20 protein-coding genes are annotated in these 16,456 nt (G+C 38.7%); 13 read left to right on the top strand and 7 right to left on the bottom strand.

The window, feature by feature from the left end; all coding sequences use genetic code 11:
- Positions 1–4 precede the first annotated feature (4 nt).
- From mtnP to FIB07_02680, 6 genes are all read left to right on the top strand, one after another.
- Positions 5–856, top strand: coding sequence for an S-methyl-5'-thioadenosine phosphorylase (mtnP, locus tag FIB07_02705; GenBank protein ID NJD51757.1), 852 nt, complete (start codon positions 5–7; stop codon positions 854–856).
- Positions 853–1,368, top strand: coding sequence for a hypothetical protein (locus tag FIB07_02700; GenBank protein ID NJD51756.1), 516 nt, complete (start codon positions 853–855; stop codon positions 1,366–1,368). Before mtnP ends, FIB07_02700 begins: the two co-directional genes overlap by 4 nt.
- Entirely contained in the window at positions 1,365–1,973 is a 609-nt protein-coding gene (gene hxlB / locus FIB07_02695) for a 6-phospho-3-hexuloisomerase (GenBank protein NJD51755.1), read from the top strand. The genes FIB07_02700 and hxlB overlap by 4 nt, the downstream gene beginning before the upstream one ends.
- A 1-nt stretch (position 1,974) precedes the next feature.
- The gene (locus FIB07_02690) at positions 1,975–3,084 is read left to right on the top strand and encodes a pyridoxal phosphate-dependent aminotransferase (protein ID NJD51754.1); all 1,110 of its coding nucleotides are present in this window, start codon (positions 1,975–1,977) and stop codon (positions 3,082–3,084) included.
- A 288-nt stretch (positions 3,085–3,372) separates the two neighbouring features.
- Positions 3,373–3,726, top strand: a complete 354-nt coding sequence (locus tag FIB07_02685; protein NJD51753.1) for a hypothetical protein — start codon at positions 3,373–3,375, stop codon at positions 3,724–3,726.
- A 10-nt stretch (positions 3,727–3,736) separates the two neighbouring features.
- Entirely contained in the window at positions 3,737–4,192 is a 456-nt protein-coding gene (locus FIB07_02680) for a hypothetical protein (GenBank protein NJD51752.1), read from the top strand.
- 577 nt (positions 4,193–4,769) lie between these two features.
- Here the strand turns inward: FIB07_02680 and FIB07_02675 are convergent.
- On the bottom strand, positions 4,770–5,927 hold the full coding sequence (locus FIB07_02675; protein NJD51751.1) for an ATP-binding protein: 1,158 nt from the start codon (positions 5,925–5,927) through the stop codon (positions 4,770–4,772).
- A 795-nt stretch (positions 5,928–6,722) separates the two neighbouring features.
- Here FIB07_02675 and FIB07_02670 point away from each other — a divergent pair.
- Together FIB07_02670 and FIB07_02665 are read left to right on the top strand one after the other, a co-directional pair.
- The gene (locus FIB07_02670) at positions 6,723–7,256 is read left to right on the top strand and encodes a MogA/MoaB family molybdenum cofactor biosynthesis protein (protein NJD51750.1); all 534 of its coding nucleotides are present in this window, start codon (positions 6,723–6,725) and stop codon (positions 7,254–7,256) included.
- On the top strand, positions 7,257–8,627 hold the full coding sequence (locus FIB07_02665) for an MFS transporter (GenBank protein ID NJD51749.1): 1,371 nt from the start codon (positions 7,257–7,259) through the stop codon (positions 8,625–8,627).
- Positions 8,628–8,647: 20 nt separating this feature from the next.
- Here the strand turns inward: FIB07_02665 and FIB07_02660 are convergent, their stop codons facing one another.
- Positions 8,648–8,836, bottom strand: coding sequence for a hypothetical protein (locus tag FIB07_02660; GenBank protein NJD51748.1), 189 nt, complete (start codon positions 8,834–8,836; stop codon positions 8,648–8,650).
- Between the two features lie 328 nt (positions 8,837–9,164).
- Here FIB07_02660 and FIB07_02655 point away from each other — a divergent pair, with 328 nt between their 5' ends.
- The gene (locus FIB07_02655) at positions 9,165–10,205 is read left to right on the top strand and encodes a hypothetical protein (GenBank protein NJD51747.1); all 1,041 of its coding nucleotides are present in this window, start codon (positions 9,165–9,167) and stop codon (positions 10,203–10,205) included.
- An 86-nt stretch (positions 10,206–10,291) separates the two neighbouring features.
- On the top strand, positions 10,292–10,630 hold the full coding sequence (locus FIB07_02650; protein NJD51746.1) for a hypothetical protein: 339 nt from the start codon (positions 10,292–10,294) through the stop codon (positions 10,628–10,630).
- Positions 10,631–10,633: 3 nt separating this feature from the next.
- On the opposite strand, the gene FIB07_02645 is transcribed toward FIB07_02650, so the two are convergent.
- Complete coding sequence (locus FIB07_02645; protein NJD51745.1) at positions 10,634–11,251, bottom strand: MBL fold metallo-hydrolase; 618 nt, start codon at positions 11,249–11,251, stop codon at positions 10,634–10,636.
- Between FIB07_02645 and FIB07_02640 the strand changes: the two genes are divergently transcribed.
- Together FIB07_02640 and FIB07_02635 are read left to right on the top strand one after the other, a co-directional pair.
- Positions 11,132–11,683: a YkgJ family cysteine cluster protein gene (locus FIB07_02640; GenBank protein NJD51744.1), complete on the top strand. Its 552-nt coding sequence runs from the start codon at positions 11,132–11,134 to the stop codon at positions 11,681–11,683. The two genes, FIB07_02645 and FIB07_02640, sit on opposite strands and share 120 nt — an antisense overlap.
- A gap of 81 nt (positions 11,684–11,764) precedes the next feature.
- Positions 11,765–12,964 (top strand): FprA family A-type flavoprotein, encoded by a 1,200-nt coding sequence (locus tag FIB07_02635; protein NJD51743.1) that lies wholly within the window; start codon positions 11,765–11,767, stop codon positions 12,962–12,964.
- Between the two features lie 248 nt (positions 12,965–13,212).
- Here FIB07_02635 and FIB07_02630 read toward each other — a convergent pair whose 3' ends face one another.
- Both FIB07_02630 and FIB07_02625 read right to left on the bottom strand, forming a co-directional pair.
- Positions 13,213–14,061, bottom strand: a complete 849-nt coding sequence (locus FIB07_02630; protein ID NJD51742.1) for a DUF1638 domain-containing protein — start codon at positions 14,059–14,061, stop codon at positions 13,213–13,215.
- A gap of 24 nt (positions 14,062–14,085) precedes the next feature.
- Entirely contained in the window at positions 14,086–14,556 is a 471-nt protein-coding gene (locus FIB07_02625; protein NJD51741.1) for a hypothetical protein, read from the bottom strand.
- A gap of 364 nt (positions 14,557–14,920) precedes the next feature.
- On the opposite strand from FIB07_02625, the gene FIB07_02620 reads away from it, so the two are divergent.
- Positions 14,921–15,313: a hypothetical protein gene (locus FIB07_02620; protein NJD51740.1), complete on the top strand. Its 393-nt coding sequence runs from the start codon at positions 14,921–14,923 to the stop codon at positions 15,311–15,313.
- 53 nt (positions 15,314–15,366) lie between these two features.
- On the opposite strand, the gene FIB07_02615 is transcribed toward FIB07_02620, so the two are convergent.
- Positions 15,367–15,582 carry a hypothetical protein gene (locus FIB07_02615; GenBank protein NJD51739.1) on the bottom strand — a complete coding sequence of 72 codons (216 nt, stop codon included), beginning with the start codon at positions 15,580–15,582 and terminating at the stop codon, positions 15,367–15,369.
- A gap of 167 nt (positions 15,583–15,749) precedes the next feature.
- Positions 15,750–16,415, bottom strand: coding sequence for a hypothetical protein (locus tag FIB07_02610; GenBank protein NJD51738.1), 666 nt, complete (start codon positions 16,413–16,415; stop codon positions 15,750–15,752).
- Positions 16,416–16,456 lie beyond the last annotated feature (41 nt).

Genomic DNA, 16,456 nt, shown 5'->3' with positions numbered 1-16,456 from the left:
ATAAATGCTGGCAGATATTGCAGTAATCGGAGGAACCGGTGTTTACGATACGGAAATGCTGGATAATGTGCGGGAGGTTGAAATCGATACCCCTTTCGGGAAACCATCGGATGCTATTACAATTGGGTCTTTTGGTGAAATTAATGTGGCATTCCTGCCAAGACATGGGAAAGGGCACAGGATCTCACCCAGTAAATTGAATTCCAGGGCAAATATCCTTGCACTTAAGAAACTTGGCGTAAAGAGGATAATCTCAGCATCAGCAGTGGGAAGCCTGAAGCTTGAACATAAGCCGCTTGATATCGTAATACCTGACCAGATATTTGACAGGACACGTTTGAGAGACAGTACTTTTTTTGAAGAGGGAATAGTTGCGCATGTCGGTTTTGCCGATCCTTTCTGTCCTGAGATGTCTTCTGTGATTGCCGACATTACACGGGATCTCGGGTACTCAATACACGAAAAAGGAACGTATGTCTGTATGGAAGGGCCGCAATTTTCAACACGCGCTGAATCAAAAGTTTATCAAAGCCTGGGATTTGATATTATCGGCATGACTGCGCTTCCTGAAGCAAAACTTGCAAGGGAAGCAGAGATCTGTTACAGCATGATCGCAACTGTTACTGATTATGATGTGTGGCATGAAACTGATGTCAATATTGAAACAGTAATTTCCAATGCAATTAAGAATGAGGAAGCAGTCAGGAAAATTATTAAAGAAGCTATTCCAGGGATCTCTCTTGAGAGAAATTGCGTGTGCTCAAATGCATTAGCAGGAGCAATTGTCACTTCCCCGGACAAGATACCGGTTGAAACAAAGCGCAAATTAAATGATATAATTAGCAAATATTCATGATTTCAAAAAAAGAGGTAATGGATAAATCAGTATTTTATAAAGACGGGCAGGAAGTAAATATAGTTGAACTCGGGCGAGATGATATTACTATTTCCCTTACAATAGGCAAGATCATATTATGGTTTGGCAGGCAGGCGAGTGAATCCTTAATACGTGATGTTATATTTGGAATATCCAATATTGATTCATCGGTTGCTCTTGAACAGGAAATAATATGTGATTTCAAGAATATCGGTAAATATGAGAATATGGGATATGTTTTGTCATCATACGCAAAAACTAAAGAAGGTTATAGGGTCATTTTTAATATACCCTTTTCCAGAAAGATAGCTTTAGCCCATTTCGTCAGGTCAGTCGTTAACCAGCTGTGTGAAAAAGACATAAGGAAAACACTTCACTGGGATGGAAGTCCTGAGAAGATCATCTTTACCTGTAATAAATTAAAAAACCTTGATGGGTTGAAGGTAAAAAGAATCGAATATAAAGATAAAGAGGAATCAGTATTAAAATGAAATCAGAACAGAAAGAATGTGAGGCAACTATTGTATCGATGAACCTTATTGCCGATCATATAAAAAAGATTGCATCAAAACTTGATACGGGCTCTGTGACATCACTTGTAAATGGGATAATGGATTCTAAAAGAATATTCCTGATGGGAGCCGGAAGATCCGGGCTTGCAGCGCGGGCTTTTGCGATGAGGCTTATGCATCTTGGATTTAATGTTTACTTCGTGGGTGAAACAACAACCCCTGCCGTGCAGCCGGATGATCTTGTTATTGCAGTCTCAGGTTCAGGTGAGACCCCTTCTATTGCAAATCTCGGAGGAATAGCTAAGAAAATCGGATCAAAACTTGCTGTTATTACATCAAACAAGGATTCTACCCTGGGTGGCATTTCAGATATTGTTGTTATTATTCCGGGACGACCCAAGGAAGATGTTGTTTATGAGGACTATCACGAGCGAAGGATGATAGGCTATCCCCAGTTAGCGCCCCTTGGAACAATATTTGAGATATCTGCGCTTGTTTTCCTTGATGCTGTGATCTCAGAGCTTATGGTCAGGACAGGTGCAAGTGAGGCAGAGTTGAAGAAGAGACATACGGTTTTTGAGTGAAATGATGTTCTCACAACGCGTAAAAAGCATTGATATATCAGGCATCCGCAAGATGTTTGAAGGCGCGGGACCGAATTCGGTCAACCTGGGGCTTGGCCAGCCGGATTTTGATACGCCGCAGCACATCAAGGAGGCGGCTATCGAAGCTATTAATAAAGGCCTGACCGGCTACACAATGAATCTTGGGTTTCCTGAATTGCGGTCAGCCCTGTGCCGTAAGTTTGAATCCGAAAATCATTTTACGGTATCACCTGATGAAGTCATTGTTACATCCGGTGCTTCTGAGGCGCTGCATCTTGCATTGCAGGCATTGGTGGATAAAGGGGATGAAGTTCTTATCCCGGACCCGGGATTCTTATCATATTCTGCCCTGACAAGGATGGCAGGAGCAAAAGTCGTGGGTGTCCCGCTCGGGGAAAAATTGACCATGACACCGGAAGCGGTAAATGAATTAATTACACCGGGGACCCGTGCGCTTATTGTTAATTCACCCTCAAATCCAACAGGCACGGTGCAGACCAGAGAAGAAATAAAGGGCATCTCAGAGATTGCAGAGGAAAAAGATATCACAATAATTTCAGACGAAGTGTATGAGCATTTCATTTATGAAGGCGAGCACGTCAGCCCCGCGCAATTCACTGATAATGTAATAACAATAAACGCAGTCTCAAAGACATATGCCATGACCGGCTGGCGTATTGGTTATGCAGCAGCCAAGAAGGAATATGTGGAGCAGATGCTTAAAGTCCACCAGTACATCCAGGCATGTGCGAATTCGATAGCCCAGAAAGCTGCGCAGGCTGCCATTGAAGGGCCGCAGGATTGCGTAGCAGTAATGCGTGAAAGTTTCATGAAACGAAGGGATATTATTATGGAAGGATTGGAATCGATGGATATTAAATGCGTTAAGCCGGAAGGAGCATTCTATGCATTCCCTGAAGTTGAAGATGAAGATGCACCGCAGAAATTGCTGAAAAATGGCGTTATTGTTGTTCCCGGTTCTGCGTTTGGGGAGAATGGGAAGGGGCATATAAGGATTTCGTATGCGACCTCGGAGGAAAATTTGAGGCGGGCGCTGATAGTGATGGAGAAGGTGCTGGGCGGTTGCTAAAACGCGTTGTTAAAAAATATTGAATAATAACAAGGCCTAGTGCGGTCTTTTTATAAAAGTGAAATATGATGGGATAATTTAATGGATGGGCTCGACTATCCTGTAGATTCTGTTAAGTTAAGAAGTATGGCTCAAATTAATAAAATATATACTATTTTTATATATTAACGAATTTTGATATGTGTTGTGATCAACCGAGGTTTGACAGGTCTATGAATAGATATCTATTTATTATGATTAGTATCGTAAGGTATTAACTTTAAAAAGGATGAGTATAAAATGACGGAATTGAGAATAGAAGAGCCACAGAAACAGGGACAGAAACAGGAGATTTTAATACAGGAAGCTCCAACGCAAATAGAGCCAGTACAAGATTATGTTGAAGAAAAAGACCTTGCAGAAACACTTGAGCAAATAACACCATTTGTTCAAGCCATATCTCCTCTGATTATTGAATACTATAAACTGAAGTCCCCTCAAGTTAAACGATACCAGTACATCAATTTTATAATCATGCTGGCTATTTTAGGATCGGTTTCAACCCTAGCGTATCATAAAATAATCGATAGTGCGGCTGCTACAGGTCTTATTGGTGCTGTAGTTGGTTATGTTTTTGGAGGTCTATATCAACAGAGTAAATGATTGGTCACTTATGGAAAATAAAGAAAATAAGCAACAAAATTTAGATATAATTTTGCGTATGTATGAAAAGCAGCTTGATCGCTGGAATCGTCGCAGAGATGATGAATGGAAGATTACAATCACTTTTTGGACAGGTGCTTTCGTTTCTACTGGATTTCTCGCAAACAAATTGAAATTGGAAGTATGGCATCTCAGTCTTTATATTATTATCTGGATAATTTATATTTTCTGGCTAAGAGGTGTTTGGGCGGCTAACGCCAAAGACAAAATATGGGCTTCTGTTTATAAAAGCCGAATTGACATCGCAATTAAAATCGAACCAACGGATTCCATGAAAAAATTTAAAGAGCCTAATCCATTAGATTTTTTAAAGGACTGGAGCATGAGGTTTCAAGCGATATTTACTTTTGCATTATTGCTTTTGTGTTGGTATACACTATATATACTTCCAGTTAAGCAGGGTTGATTGTAAGAGAAAATATCCTAGATTCCCGAAAAATTTGGCACTATGTTCTAATTTTCGGGTAGTGTACTAATTTTCGTGACATGATATCTTATGTGTCTTTTTCAGACAGGATCAACAGGATTTACAGGATTAGCCATAAAAATCGTATCCTGTCGATCCTGTTAATCCTGTCAAATCGCACCGAGTTCAATTAATACAGACAAGTCATAATTTGTAGGGCACTACTAATTTTCGTAATACGTAGCCCACTATGGAAAAATCTAATAGTGCCTAATTAGGCGTTATAGTCAGATCTAATTTCCCTATGCTGCAATTAAGAAAATGATCTGATGCCCAAAAAATAGGGAATTTAGGAATATACTATTTGAGCAGTATCAGCGTTTCATGATTTCATCAAGATCCTCATCTATTATTTCAGATATACTCACTCTTTTTGCTTCGGTGGGTTATACATGCCGAGTGATTGGCTTGCAGGCGGAGCAGAGCCAGCCGCCAAGATTAATGGAAAAAACCATATCTTTCTCTTCCTGCCCTTCTCGGCAGAGAGTGCAAATGTAAATTGTTTCTGGGTCTGAAATCATTGTTTTTTGAATTTAATTTCACCTTTTTCTTCAGAAAAATAACGAGATTGCCACATTCCGTAATAGTTATTAAATTCATCCATTATAATTTGTCCAATCTTTAGGTAATCTTCGCTTAATCTCCATGAGTCCCATTCTCTTTCAATGAAAATATCTTCTGCCAAACAAACATTACCTTTCCTATCACCATAATTACGAAATATATATGAATTATTGGTATTTTTAATCTTAAGAATTATCTTGACTTTGCCTATAAAATTTAAGGTTGAGTAAACTAAATTGGAAAATTGAATAGTCCGTAATACATCAACAGATAAACCATACTCCCATAACTCTTTTGATATTTTATCACCGTCATTATAGTCTTTCATATAATGAATTAGACCATTTCTGTGAATTTCTACAGTCATATCCCTATGTTCTTCACTCCATTTTATTCCATATCTTGATGGTGAAGCAAATCCAGATAAGTAAAGATCATCCTTTTCCGGATCAAATTTAGTTGAATTAACATTGAAATTTAATTTTTGCATACTATCTATTATCTTTTCATCCACTTTCAAAGGAGTTATGATAATATGAGCATCTATTAACTTAGCAAGGTCAATTGATATTAAGCCTCGATTAAATAAAATCGTATCTTCAACGTATTTTGCGAGCCGCCCCACACCAAAAAATCTTTGTTGATATAGTGCTTCTATCTCATGTTCATCCATTTCTTTTGCCTCAAAATTATACCTTTTAAAGAATTTATTAACCTTGTTGTTATAATATGGTTTGTTTTGCCCTTCTGGAATGCTGATTATTAATATTATTTTTTCCGAATTTGGAATATCTATTTTTTTCATTTGAACATTAATTCGAGGTCTAATATTGCCTATTATAATCTGCTCTAACGTTTCCAAATTAATATTTTTTTCAATGCCCAATATTTCTTTTGGATAGCCACCACTCCCAATTTCTTCAATCCCATATATCAAAAAGCCTCCATTTGAGTTTGAAAAAGAAGTTACTTCTTTCAATAAATTTTTACCCTCATCTTTTAGATTATAATCTCTTTTATAATCTAATATTACAGATTCAGCGATTTCATTTGTCCTTAGTTTATCAATATCGGAATAGTCAACTTTTGATAATGCCTTATTAAATAACATGAGAACAAATTAAATTTATTATATATAAAAATTTCTAAAAGAAACTGTTAAATGGTTAAAACCATTATTTCAAGTGTATTGCACTTGCCGACCCCTCGGCTTGCAGGCTGAACAAAGCCATCCATAGAGAATTGGTGAGAAAACCATATCTTTTTCTGCTTGATGTTCTCCGCAGACGATGGATGTATGGATTGTCTCAAGATAGACCATTATCTCACTTTTTTAAGTAAGTAATATAACAGAATGTATTTATTCATTTTCTGCCATACCACTGAATTTAAACATAGCCCGAAGTCCTCTCAATGGAAGCACAAGAAGGGTAATATTAAAGATGTATATGCATAGGACTATGGAATAACCAATAACTAAAGCAGGAGAAAAAACAGGTTTGGGAAGACTGATGAAAAGATTAAATCAGCAAGTGTTGTCAGAAAATATGCAATTATTATTATATTTAGATAATGTATAATTCGTTTAAGCCCCTGATGTCTGGCAAGCTCTTCCCATTCTGCCAAGAGCTAAAATTTAAGGGGTGTAGGGAGATTCAAGATAATTGGGCAATTTGATGATGAACGTCTGTTAATAATCAAATTGTGAAATATGTATGAATTTAAACAAAGTATTTCTATTAAACATATAATTATACAATCAATTTTAAATATTTAGTCATTTTCATAAACGAAAAGAATAAAAACTATAAAGCCTTCATTTAGGATAAGAAACGGGGTTAAAATATATTAATTGTAAAGATTCTGAGCCGTAGCCTTATATATCCATATAAATATATGAACCCCCATGGATACCTCGCTGCTTCATAAGGAAAACGCGCCGGAAATTTATAAATGTGCAATATTGACCATAAGTACATCCAGGTACGAAAAATATGGGAAAACAGATCGCCCTGAGCGCGCAGAGGACGTATCCGGAAAACTTATCTGGGGAATGCTGCAGGTCAAGGGCAGTATGATAGTGAATTATGAATTGATCCCGGATAATCTGGAAATGATAAGGGATGCTTTCAAGAAAAACTTATATTCAGACGCCGATGTGATAATATCAAGCGGCGGCACAGGTCTTTCCCGGACTGATGTGACCATTGAAGCGGTGACCCCGTTCATCGAGAAAGAAATGCCTGGTTTTGGGGAGTTATTCAGGCTCAAAAGCATAGAACAGGTAGGTAATTCCATAATGCTTACAAGGGCGATCGCAGGCGTTGCCCGCGGAAAGGTCATATTTTGCCTTCCGGGGTCGCCGAATGCTGTAAAACTTGCACTTGAACTCATCCTGCCTGAAATGGGACACATCCTGAAACATATAAAGGGACAATAAATGGAATATAAGTGGAAAGCAATGGGTGTGGTCTGGATAGGCATCTTTATGGCTACTCTTGATGGTAGCATAGTGAATGTCGCTCTTCCCACACTTACAGATTACTTTAAAACAGATATAACAACGATCGAATGGGTAGTGATGGCTTATCTCCTGACCATAACAAGCCTTCTTCTTAGCCTTGGCAGGATTTCAGACATGGTGGGAAGGAAAATCATTTTTGCAGGGGGACTGGCCCTGTTCACGATCGGCTCAGGTCTTTGCGCCATATCCACAACAGAAGGGCAGCTCATATTTTTCAGGATAATCCAGGGTGTCGGAGCAGCATTGTTGATGGCGACAGGTGTTGCAATAGTAACTCATGCATTTCCTCCGCGTGAAAGGGGAAAAGCAATGGGATTAATCGGGACTGTTGTATCAATTGGTTCAATGGCAGGCCCTGTAACGGGTGGTTTCCTGATCCAGAATGTTGGATGGCAATCGATTTTTTTAATAAATTTACCTATCGGGATAATCGGGACTGTGTTGGCTTTAAAAATTCTTCAAAAAGATGAGACTATTAATAAAGACCAGACATTTGATATTCCCGGCGGAATTACACTATTTATCAGTTTGATATCATTACTCCTTGCTTTAAGCGAAGGCCAGGAAAAAGGCTGGGGGTCAGGTCTCATTATATCCTTATTTATATCATCCATTGTATTTTTCATAATATTTGTCAGGATTGAAACCAGAGCAAAACAGCCAGTACTTGATATCGGGCATTTCAAGAACAGGCAATTTGCAGCTGCAAACATCAGCGCCCTCATAAGCTTCATGGCAATGTTCAGTGTCATACTGTTGATGCCGTTTTATTTACAGGATGAACTTGGATATTCAACAGAGAAAATGGGATTTATTTTCATGGCAGTTCCGCTTGTAATGTCTGTTGTCTCGCCTCTATCAGGCTGGCTATCTGACCGGACAAATTCGTATATCCTGAGTTCACTGGGCATCGGTATCGCAGCAGTATCGATCCTTTCAATGGGTTACTTAACACTGGATTCAAGTTTCACCGATGTAGCTCTTCGCCTTTCATTCCTTGGTCTTGGCATGGGGCTTTTCCAGCCCCCGAACAATAGCATAATAATGGGTTCGCTTCCAAAAGAACAGTTAGGCATTGCAGCAGGGGTAATGGGAACAATGAGAAATATGGGTATGGTCATTGGCGTGGCTGTTTCAGGAGCAGTATTCTCAAACAGGTTTGTCTTTTATGGGAACAATGAGAGTTCATTCTTACCTGCTTTCAGGGATGCATATATTGTTTCTGCCATTATTTGCGGGGTTGCGGTGCTTGTCTCACTTGTACGCAGCAAATCGAAAACCGGATAACGAAAACCTGGTAACTATAATTACCTGGCAGATCTGTGTTTTTGTGATTTGAGAATTAACACATATACACAGACCATCAGTCCGCCGAGTGCAATTAATATAAGCAGTATCGTTGAAGAGTATTCATAGAAATAAATCGCAATACTTGTTCCTATTACCATGGCTATTGGCAGTAAAAAACTAAGAATTGTTACGCTTTTTGATACCATATTCAGTCTCTATTATAATTGTAATTGTTTCTCAATGATAAAACAAACGTTGTGAAAAATAGTGTGATAGTATTTTTTCAATCATCCTATTAATAACTACCGTTTTAAAATATTATATAGTTATATTGGCTAATTTTTCAAATAAAACAAAAATATAAGAAATTAAGCAATTACAAGTCGTAGTATTTATTTTTATTGTATTTATGGTAAAACTTTATTTTAAAATGAGATATATATTCTTCACAAAAAAAACTATTCACACATTTTTCACAACTCCGTTTATATTCAGGTGAACCATTTATTGGTTTAGCGCTATCAGGACGTTTTTATGTCAGTAAGAAAAAATATCTCATTAGAAAAAGGGCATTTAAGAAAACTGGAGCCACTTGTCCTTAAACATAAAGGGAATTTTAGCGCTGCGATGCGTGAAATAATAGATCTTATCGACACGATGACAAGGGATCCTGAAGCCATTAATAACCTCATAGATGGATTGAAAACAGATTACAATTTGACTGAAAATGTCATTTTCTGGCTGATCAAACAGGCACGGGGAAGGATTATCGATCCGGAGCATCTTAACAGTATTATTGATCCTGTAAAGATAGTGATGCTCTCTGACCTTGAAAAGTATATGGGTGAAATGACAAACGGAGCAAGCTGGCAGACAAATATCAGAATAGAAGACTATGACGACAATGTAAATCCATCATACCTGACACTCACACTTTCAGGAAATAGTAATTATAAACTTGAATTTCTCGGGGGTTTGATCTCATCATTCTTAGTATCGCATAAGAAACAGGAGATCGTTTCTTTAAAGAAGATGTCCAATAAGATTACTGTCAGTTTCAGAAAGCAAATTAATGCAAATATTGCAAAACAATCTCTTATTAATTATTTTGGGGATATGGAAGATATCTCATCAGAAATAACAAAAAAGCTGGATTTCTGGAAATGCATTGTAAATCTTTACAAACAGACTAATTACAATATGGTCACAATTCCCAGGAATTACTATCAGGAATTATTGATCGGAAAAGAGGCACCGAGTTATCTCACTGCACCCATCGAAGCTATCCATAAAATCCCTATAAGGGATATTCCCCTTGATGTCCTGATCCCGACTATGAAATCAGTATATGAATACATGGGAATAGTTGAGCGGATCGATGTCAATGAAAACACATTGTATATTTATCACGGGAATACAGATAAACGCGCAATAAGTGCAATTGAAAAAATCCTCCTGAATGTCCTGAATTCACATGGCACCAGGTATGAATCGCGGTGTTCGGAAAACCTGATCGTGATGAGTCCAGTTTTAAATAATGCTCAATTAATCGTTGCCGGGGAAACACAACATTGATCAAGCAATTCATGCAAATCATTTAAATAGAAATAAGTAAATTAAACTTTGCTTCTTAGAAGAATTAGAAGCAGAAGGGTACGAAAATGGCAAATATGAGCGAAGATGCGTTATTTAAAGCGCTATTAAAAAATAAACCACCACAGCAGCCGCCGAAACCTCCGGTTGCGCAAAGTATTCCAAGAAGAGAGGTACCAGGACCATCTGCCGCAGCGCAGCCTGTAGAAAGATACCAGCACGAAGAACCTCAGGTCGAAAAGATAACACCTGTTGTCAAGCCAGTCAATCTGGAGCCTGTTGTCGATTCGATCAATCGCCTTAATTCGAGCGTAAATATGATTTACGGGCTGGTGAAAAATATCATTGCACCAGTGTTGATATTGACATTGGTCATCACAATTGCTATATTTGTCAAAAGTAGATGATATTCAATATTGTGATGCCATCAACAATGATAATTTGATCTGTTCATTTGCATTGTTCATTACGGTTTCTCCATGACCCGGGTACATGATATTAACATCAAGGAGTGTCAGCTTTCTTATTGATCCTATCAGCTGGGAAGAATTCCCGCCATAAAGGTCGGTGCGCCCGAAACTTCCATCCTGGAAAACGGTGTCACCGGAAAAAAGGATTTTGGATACAGGATCATAAAGACAGATCCCTCCGGGAGTATGGCCTGGCGTATGGATTATTTCAAGCTCCCCGAATTTCTCACCCCCGGAAAGAAGGATATCAGGCACGACAGTGGGAGATTTTTTACCGAATAAACGTGAAGCGCTCGCATCCGAATTTCCAAGAAGCGGTGCATCATTTTTGTGAATTGCTATTTTAGCGCCCGTTGCTCTGGCAACACCCGATGCCCCTCCCGAATGGTCATAATGGCAATGTGTAAGGAAAATAATTTCCAGGTCATCGAGGGCTGTATGTTTCTCAAGTTGAGAAATGATTTCGCTGCTGTCCATCCCCACGTCTATGAGTATTGTTCCATTTACGAGGTATGCATTGGCATCATAGGGAGAATTATTTATTTTAATGACTTGCATAATAGCAATATTATGCAAATTTCATTTAAGGCTTGCGATATTGGACGCTGTAAATCACTTTGCTGTCATAACTGCGCTGTCCTGACAAAAGCCGAAGTTTCCGAATTGATCACAAATGCCAGAAAGGGATATTCCATTGAACTTGAACCCAAAAAATTTTTCAGGGAGGTAAAAGGGGAACATGGTATATATTATGCTATTAAAATGATAAAAGGACGGTGCATCTTTTTAAATAAGGAGAACCGCTGTCGTATTTATTTATGCCGTCCCGAATTATGTAAATTATATCCTGTTATCGATGTCGATAAGGTGGATGAACGATGCCCGATGGCAAAAGTCCTGCCTGCTGAGGCGATTATTGGCTTGAAACGGAGATATGCAGAAGAGATCGATGAAGATATAAAAGCTGAGCAGACGTTCCTGTTTATTTGATTTTCATATTTAACACCGACACCAAAAACTATTACTTCTAAGATAAAGAAGTATAATTCGAGATTTAATGGGAATGATCAAATGACAAGAATCGAATTAGCAAAAGGAGTTTACTGGGTTGGCGTTATTGACTGGAATCTCCGGGATTTCCATGGATATACAACCCCACGCGGAGGAACCTACAACGCATACCTTATAGTTGATGACAAAATTGCGCTTGTAGATACTGTAAAACACGGTTTTGCAGGTGAGATGCTTGAAAGGATAAAGGAAATCATTAACCCTGTAAAGATCGGTTATGTAATTTCAAACCATGTGGAAATGGATCATTCCGGCTCCCTTCCCGATATTATGGGAATTATCCCGGATGCGGAAGTGATTTGCACCGAAAAAGGGAAAGAAGGACTGATCAGGCATTTCAGGGGCAACTGGAATTTCAGGACGGTCAAAACAGGGGATGAGTTAAAACTTGGCAATAAAACTCTTTCATTTATTACAGCGCCAATGCTTCACTGGCCTGACAATATGTTCACATATCTCAAGGAGGATAAAATCCTCCTCTCCAATGATGGTTTCGGCCAGCATCTTGCCTCATCGTTCAGGTTTGATGAGGATGTTTGCAGTCTTACAGGATATGATTGCGATACTGTAATGGATGAGGCTGCAAAATATTATGCCAATATCCTCATGCCATTTGGCGGAGTTATCCTTAAGAAAATCGAGGAGGTCCGGAAACTCGGGATTGAAATAAAGATGATCGCACCTTCGCATGGTATGATATGGACAGACCCCGGACAGATCATCAATGCTTATCTTAAATGGGCAAAAGGCGAGTCAAAAAAGAAGGTACTGGTCATTTACGATACTATGTGGAACAGCACGGAAACAATGGCAAATAACATCTTAAGAGGGGTTTCGGATTCAGGGGTTGAAGTATCTTTGTTTCACCTGCGAAAGACCGAATGGAGCGAAATAGTAAAGGAGGTCCTCGAATCAAAGGCCATTCTCATCGGCTCACCCACTTTGAATAACGGCATGTTCCCCACTGTAGGTGGATTTTTAACATACCTCATGGGACTGCGCCCCATGAACAAGCTCTGGGCGACTTTCGGCTCATACGGCTGGGCCGGAGGTGGAGTCAGGGCCGTCAACGAGAAACTAAAATCGGGTGGGTACGAACCTGTCGAATCACTGGAAGTGAATTTCAGGCCGGATGGGCATGACCTTGAAAAGTGCTATGCTATGGGGCAGAGGATTGCTTCTATGGTAAAAGCAAGTTAACGCAACTGCATAAGCTGGGGTCTTAAGAAATGAAGCTTGTAGCGGAGGCATTTCTCAAAATTATCCTCTGTGAAATCGCATGGCTCAAGGTCACAGGCCGTGCATTTTTCACCTGAGAAGAAATTACATTTTTCATTTGGCATAATATGTATCTGGGATATATGATATTGGGATTAGTATTATTCGTTTCGGTTACAGTCACTCAGCGTTAAATATTGTCAGGCTTTCGGAAATGAATATACTCCCTGTCAGGGAAACTTCTTAGCGTTCTGATAACTTTGCTCAGCTATCTTTATACTGCCCTGAACTTCTATAATCTTCAAATTAAAAGACCGCGCGAAATCCCTGATATTTTCGTCAAATTCCGGCTCATACGGAAGTCCGGTATTGATTTTCGCAGCTCTCCTGTATCTCTTCATATACATTTTACCAAGCCCGGAAACCTCTGAGATCATTTCCTTCGGAATCTCCATCTGTCCTGAAGCCCACATCGGGGTAAGGTAAAACGTACCTTCACCCTCACTGTTAACCATTGCCCTCGCATAGGCATCATTTCCACCAAGCGCAGCGCTGATGCAGTCTTCTACGATCTCCCCTTTGTTATCTTTCAGAAAATAAAGCTGGCATCCGAGATTTTCAAAATCTTTTTCAATGTTTATAAGCGAATGTCCGCATGTGCCATAAAAAATAAGAATCCTGTCTGAAAAACAGGACATTTCCCTGATATTCCTGTACACTTCCGCTTTTAATAATTCAATATCCATATGCAATCCCATCTTAAGCATATTGGTAACTACTGTCACTTTCGTTTTATTCCTGTTTTCCAGTTTGCGGCGGATTCTTTCAATGAAGCGAAAGCTACAGAAGGGTTTTATGATTGTCTGAAGGAGCTGGTTTTGTTCGCCTTTCAGTATTTCCGGAACCCTATCAAGTGCGATAAGCGCGGGAAGGCATCCCCGGGATTTTAATTTCCTTTGAAGCCCAAAATGTTTATCGTTGTCTACCAGTATCAACTGAGTAAGCTCGCTATCCTCCGAAAGTACGTATGCGAGCTCATCTTCAAGCATATCGCATGCAATTATGCTAAGTACCGGCATTTAACCTCTGTTAAAATTTTCCTGTTATCGTAAATGAGAGAGATTACCTTTGTTGTTATATATAGAGGATTTCCTCTTAAAATAAAACCATATAAATGCAAGTATAGATATTACTACGATAAAACCTGCTACAATTGGATAGCTCTTTTCATCCAGGGTTATAGAGAAACTCTCATTGTTGAATGGATAGAATAGCATGATTCCATCGGCTGCTGTATATCTCATTACATTAGTCTCGATATTTAGAGCCGTGGTCTGATTCGATACGACATTACTTGCCAGTTTTTGGAATGTATGATTTGAGTTATTGAACAGGAAAATATCCAGAGCAGAGTGTGACCAGAAACCTATTAGTAAAGTAGTGAGATAAGTCCGATATTGAATTGCAAACACCAATGCCAGCATGAGCAAGATCAGTGGCGAATGTAATCCGCTGCGATGATGCCAGAGTGTATCAAGGTCAGGAAATAAAGTGGCAACCACTAAAATTGACATCTTTTTCCTGGTAATATCTTTCAATAGAATCGTACTAAGTGAAAAACTAAATAGCAAATGTGAAATCCAATCCATATTTTTGGTATTTCAGGAATGGAAATTCATGTTCTTATAGTTATAGTATCTTATAAATTTGAACTGTGAAAATGTTTCTCGTGTTTTTATTTATCGGAGCAGGATTGGAATTATTCAACATAGCAACACGACCAAAATCTTTAAATTAAAGTATATATAATTTATATAATGTCTTTGTTTATTTTAAATAGATTTTCTAAAGACCAGGACGTGGGAATGTGGAAATAGAGATACGAAGGATTTTTCTGGCCACAGATAAGGTGTCTATACTAATACAAGCAGGTAGAACATGTACCTGAAAGGAAAAATAATTGAGTTATTTAATTCGAGGAAAACAATCAAGTATCTTTCCTATTGGTTTGCATTCACCCTAACGCTTGATGTCATAACCACAGCTTTTGAACTCACTTTCATAAGAGGAACCCGTGAAAAAAACCCAATAGCCTATTACTTAATCCAGAATTTTGAAATCGTTCCCGGACTAATGATCTCAGTCCTGATTGAATTGATTTTTTGGGTATTATTATATATTGGTTTAAAGACACACTTACTAATAATATCAATAAAAATTGAGAACAAGCTGGATATACCAAATACTTCCGGGATCATCGTTCTACTAATTGCATTTGTATTTCATATCAAAGGAGTAGTAAACAATCTGAAGGTACTTTTTGCCTCATAGTGACTGTTTACCATTCTTTTTGACTGCCATGACTAAGTGATCTATAAAGCAGCTCACTCTATCTCCCGGATACTGACAACACCATGCTTAAAGACAACTATTTTCTTCGGCTTTTTTGATTTTATATCCTTCGTTTCTACCAGGATAAGTTCGTACCTGCTATATTCAGTCAATATGCCGGTTATTGTTTTTCCGCTAAATGTTTCACAAGCAACTATTTTATTGATTAAATCAGACAAATATTCTGATTGCTGTAATTTTTCATTCATAATTATCCTCCCTTTTAAGTCATACTCATATCCCTTATTCAGCATTAAACTATATCATCTAACCCGTAAAGTTAGCTGGATGTGCTTCGGAGCAGGTCTTAAAGCTGACTGGAGATACGAACAGTTTGTCATTCCAATAAACCATCCGGAGTTAAAGAAGATAAATTTTAATTTATTTTATTTGTTGTCCATTCCAATAATTTATCGATCAGGTCCGGTTCCGAAATGAACATATTAGTGCCATGTGAATTTCCCTGTATGACCTTTAATTCTTTATCTCCCGGAAAAATCTCAGATAATTCCCTGCTGCCTTGTATTGCCTTTGTATCTCCAGCACTGGCCAGGATATAGACCGGGCCGGAATAGTGGGGAGCAAGTTGGGCTGCCTGTATTCCCCTGTAATTGAGGCCGGGTGATAACAGGATAAGGAGCAAAACATCTTTATCGATGGATGCCTGCCACAGGGCAAGGTTTGCGCCAATGCTTGCTCCCGCGATTGCCATCCTGGATATGTCCACACCCTTGCCTTTCAGGAATTCCTTAGCAGCAGCAATGTCCTTCATGGATTCCCTGTGTTCCTCATCTTTGAATTCCTTATAGTCTAATTTCATTCCATTCTTATCTGTACTCCTGCCATGCCCGCGCAGATCGATCGCAAGGGCAGCAAAACCTTTTTCCTGAAGACGGGTTGCAAATCCGTTCCAGCTTTCTTTAGTGGAAGGCATCATATGCAATAATAGGAAAACCGGCGCATGTTCTTTTTCTGGTTTGAAATAGTTGCCTGAAATTTTCACTCCGTCTTCTGTAATAAATGTGATTTCTTCCATTCTCATCACTCCAATGTATAAGATAAACAATTCAATTTATATGTTTA

Origin of the sequence: Candidatus Methanoperedens sp. (assembly GCA_012026795.1) — an archaeon.
In the GTDB taxonomy this organism is placed as follows: Archaea; Halobacteriota; Methanosarcinia; order Methanosarcinales; family Methanoperedenaceae; genus Methanoperedens.
The sequence above is the reverse complement of the archived record's forward strand: the minus strand, read 5'-3'. Positions and strand labels throughout refer to the sequence as shown.